Annotated in this window: 3 protein-coding genes and 1 tRNA gene; 1 reads left to right on the top strand and 3 read right to left on the bottom strand. The window is 63.6% G+C overall.

Translation table 11 applies throughout. From position 1 onward, the window contains the following. Window positions 1-218 precede the first annotated feature (218 nt). Window positions 219-770, bottom strand: coding sequence for a single-stranded DNA-binding protein (locus tag X803_RS21040; RefSeq protein ID WP_162149220.1), 552 nt, complete (start codon window positions 768-770; stop codon window positions 219-221). 186 nt (window positions 771-956) lie between these two features. Here X803_RS21040 and X803_RS0109635 point away from each other — a divergent pair. After that, window positions 957-1029 (top strand) — tRNA-Arg (locus tag X803_RS0109635). 6 nt (window positions 1030-1035) lie between these two features. Here the strand turns inward: X803_RS0109635 and X803_RS0109630 are convergent. Next, on the bottom strand, window positions 1036-1446 hold the full coding sequence (locus tag X803_RS0109630) for a DUF3224 domain-containing protein (protein ID WP_026544986.1): 411 nt from the start codon (window positions 1444-1446) through the stop codon (window positions 1036-1038). A gap of 52 nt (window positions 1447-1498) precedes the next feature. Then, window positions 1499-2859, bottom strand: a 1361-nt coding sequence (gene mptB / locus X803_RS18975) for a polyprenol phosphomannose-dependent alpha 1,6 mannosyltransferase MptB (protein ID WP_084033601.1), incomplete at its 5' end; no start/stop codon positions are given.

The following is a 2859-nucleotide window of genomic DNA, read 5'->3' as shown; positions in this document are numbered from 1 at the left end:
CGGGCCAGGCGCCGCCGGCACCACCTGCCCGGCCAGGGCATGGCCTCCGGCCGCGGGAGCTCCGCATCCGCTCAGTACGGAGGTGATCCAGACCGCAACGATGCACAACGGCACGGCCGCGCCCTTCTTCCGGGCTTTGGCCTCCCGGCGTGTCCAGTGTTCCCGCATGAGACAAGTCTTCCACGCTCCGGCTCCTTCGCGTTCCGACCGGGATTCCTCTAGAACGGCGCCGGGACGAGCTCGCCCTCCCTGGCCCCGTCCGCACCGGAACCGCCGTCGTCCTGGCTGGATTCCGATTCATCTGCGGTTCCCGGTGCACCGAACCCTGGAGACGATATCTCCCCAGTCCCGTAGTCGATGGCAGGGAACCCGTCCTCCCCGCCCGGCTGGACTGCCGCCTCAGGACGATCCGCGCTGGAGCGCCGGAAGCTCGCGGTGCCGAACAGGAGGTCATGACCGGCTGAATCGGCGTCAATCTCAGCCGTGGTGCCGCTTTTACCGTCATCATTGATCCAGGCGCGCACCCGGAGTTTGCCTGTGACGATGATGCGGTCGCCCTTCTGCAGGCTCACCCCGGCGTTGGTGGCCAGGGAGCGGAACATCGACACCGAATACCAGCTGGTGTCACCGTCCACCCACGCGTTGACCTTCTTGTCGAAATACCGGTCTGAACTGCCCAGCCTGAACTTGGCGATCGGCAGCCCGCTGCCGGTGACCGAGCACTTGATCTCGGTGCCGACGAAGCCGCGGATTGTCACGTTGTTGCTCATCATTGTGTCCCTTCAGAAGTTGGAGGACCGGCGCCGGCGCGTCGGCCACTTCCAGTTTCCGCCCGGAGGGTGATGCTCTGTTGGGTACCCGAAACTATGTGGGAAACTCCAGTGGAATTTGTCCGCTGTGGAGGAGATGACGCACACTGGAACCGCTAAGCTTGTGTGGGCTCCGCGCCTGCCCATGCCCCCGTAGCTCAATGGATAGAGCAACGGCCTTCTAATCCGTAGGTTGCGCGTTCGAGTCGCGCCGGGGGCACTGAATTCACTCCGGGAATGTCACCCGCAGTTCGAGGTAGTGCTGACCGGACGCGTCCTGCGAATACTCCGCGCGACCTGCGATTCCCGTCAGGCCTTCGGTCCCGGATCCGGGAATGATGTGGCCGGAGCTGGCAGCGGCTGTCCCCTCGGCCAATCCCCAGTGCTGAACGATCATGCTTCCGCGCCGGCCAAGGACGCTGCCGGTGAATACCTCGGACGCCACGTACCCGGCTCCCCTGCTGTTACCCGCCATCAGCAGCTCGGCGACCGAGGTCCCGGCGATCTCACCGGCGAACTCCTTGGTTGCTCTTACCCGGGTCAGTTCGCTGTCCACACCCTCTGCCGCATATGACTCGGGAGCCCAGTCCGAGATGTCGAATGCTGCCCGTATTACCTGTTCCTGCGGTTCACTCATCCCTCCAGTATTGCCGCATTGGACACCCTTCGCATGTTGGCGCCGAAATGCTCTATCGGCTAGGAGCTGCTCCGGCTGAGGCACCCGACCCACGGAACAGCGTCTTTGTCCTCGGGTCAAGCAGGACGAGGTAGGTGGCAAAGGCCACCCCGATCGCCGCTGCAATCTGCCGGGCGGTGTGGAGGCTCAGCTCAATGTAGGGGAAGATGTCCAGCTGGTCCGAGATGGCGTAGATCATGAAGAAGGACACGGCGAAATAAAGGATCTTGACCTGCCAGTCGTCGCGGATTCCGGTGACAGCAAAGAGCGGGATAAGCCAGACCACGTACCAGGACTGGATCATTGGGGCCAGAAGGACCACGGCCGCGAGGGCGAGAGCGAGCCGGCGCACCAGGTGGGCATGGTCGCCCTTGAGCACAAACCACGCGACGAAGACCAGCGAAATCAGGGTGCCGATGGAATGGACGATGTCTGCCCACGCCCATCCGTCGAACCCCAGGGCGTCACCGGTGACGGCAACAAACATTCCCAGGAAGCCGATCGGCGCGTACCAGATCCAGACGCTTCCCGGGGTGCTGAGCGCACCCACCCACCCGAAACCGAAACCGTTCAGGATGCCCAGTATCCAGAGAATTCCCAGGGACAGCCCCGCTGTCAGCGACCAGTACAGGAACTTGCGCGGCCAGCCCGCGCCGCGGCCGGCCCACATCAATCCGATGAAGGGAAGGAAGATGAGGGTGATCGGCTTGATGCCGATCGAGAGTGTCACCAGGAGGATAGCCGGGAGGAAACGGCCCCTTGCCGCGTAGTAGAGACCGGCAAGGGCAAGACCGAGCATGAGCGAATCATTGTGGATGCTGGCCACGAAATTCGTGAGAAAGAGGGGATTCGCGACGGTGAGCCATAGCGCGCGGTTGGGATTGACGTTGTGCAGCTCGGCGAGCCGCGGCACGTAGTAGATGCACATCGCCACACCAATCAGCGCGAGGAGGCGGAAAAGCAGAATGGACAGGTCCGGCTGACCTCCCGTGATCCGCACAACCAACTCCTCCAGCCAGAGGAAAATCGGTCCGTACGGCGTGGGGCTCTGCGCCCACAGATCGTCGGCACCGATCTGCAGGTAGTTGGAGATTTGCGAATAGCCGTCCTTGTACGGGTTGAGGCCGGCAACCATGACCTGACCCTGTGCGATGTAGGCGAACACGTCGCGGCTGAACAGGGGCAGCGCGAGGCACATCGGCGCTGCCCACGCCAGGGTCGCGGTGAGAATGGTTCGCCGGGTTTCCGGCCCCCACCCCTGCAGGCGTTGGCCGAGCCTCAGCCAGGCACGTACCAGGAGCATGCCGCCGACCGCCAGCAGAAGTACGGACAGGACAGCCCCTACCGGCTCGAAGCGCAGCCAGATGATTGCCG

The organism is Arthrobacter sp. 35/47 (assembly GCF_000520475.1).
Classification (GTDB): domain Bacteria; phylum Actinomycetota; class Actinomycetes; order Actinomycetales; family Micrococcaceae; genus Arthrobacter_D; species Arthrobacter_D subterraneus.
The sequence above is the reverse complement of the archived record's forward strand: the minus strand, read 5'-3'. Positions and strand labels throughout refer to the sequence as shown.

Bases quoted from the DNA above. Each gene is read 5' to 3' on its own strand.
- X803_RS21040 (WP_162149220.1), bottom strand. From the start codon at position 770: ATGAGCAACAACGTGACAATCCGCGGCTTCGTCGGCACCGAGATCAAG.
- X803_RS0109630 (WP_026544986.1), bottom strand. From the start codon at position 1,446: ATGAGTGAACCGCAGGAACAGGTAATACGGGCAGCATTCGACATCTCG.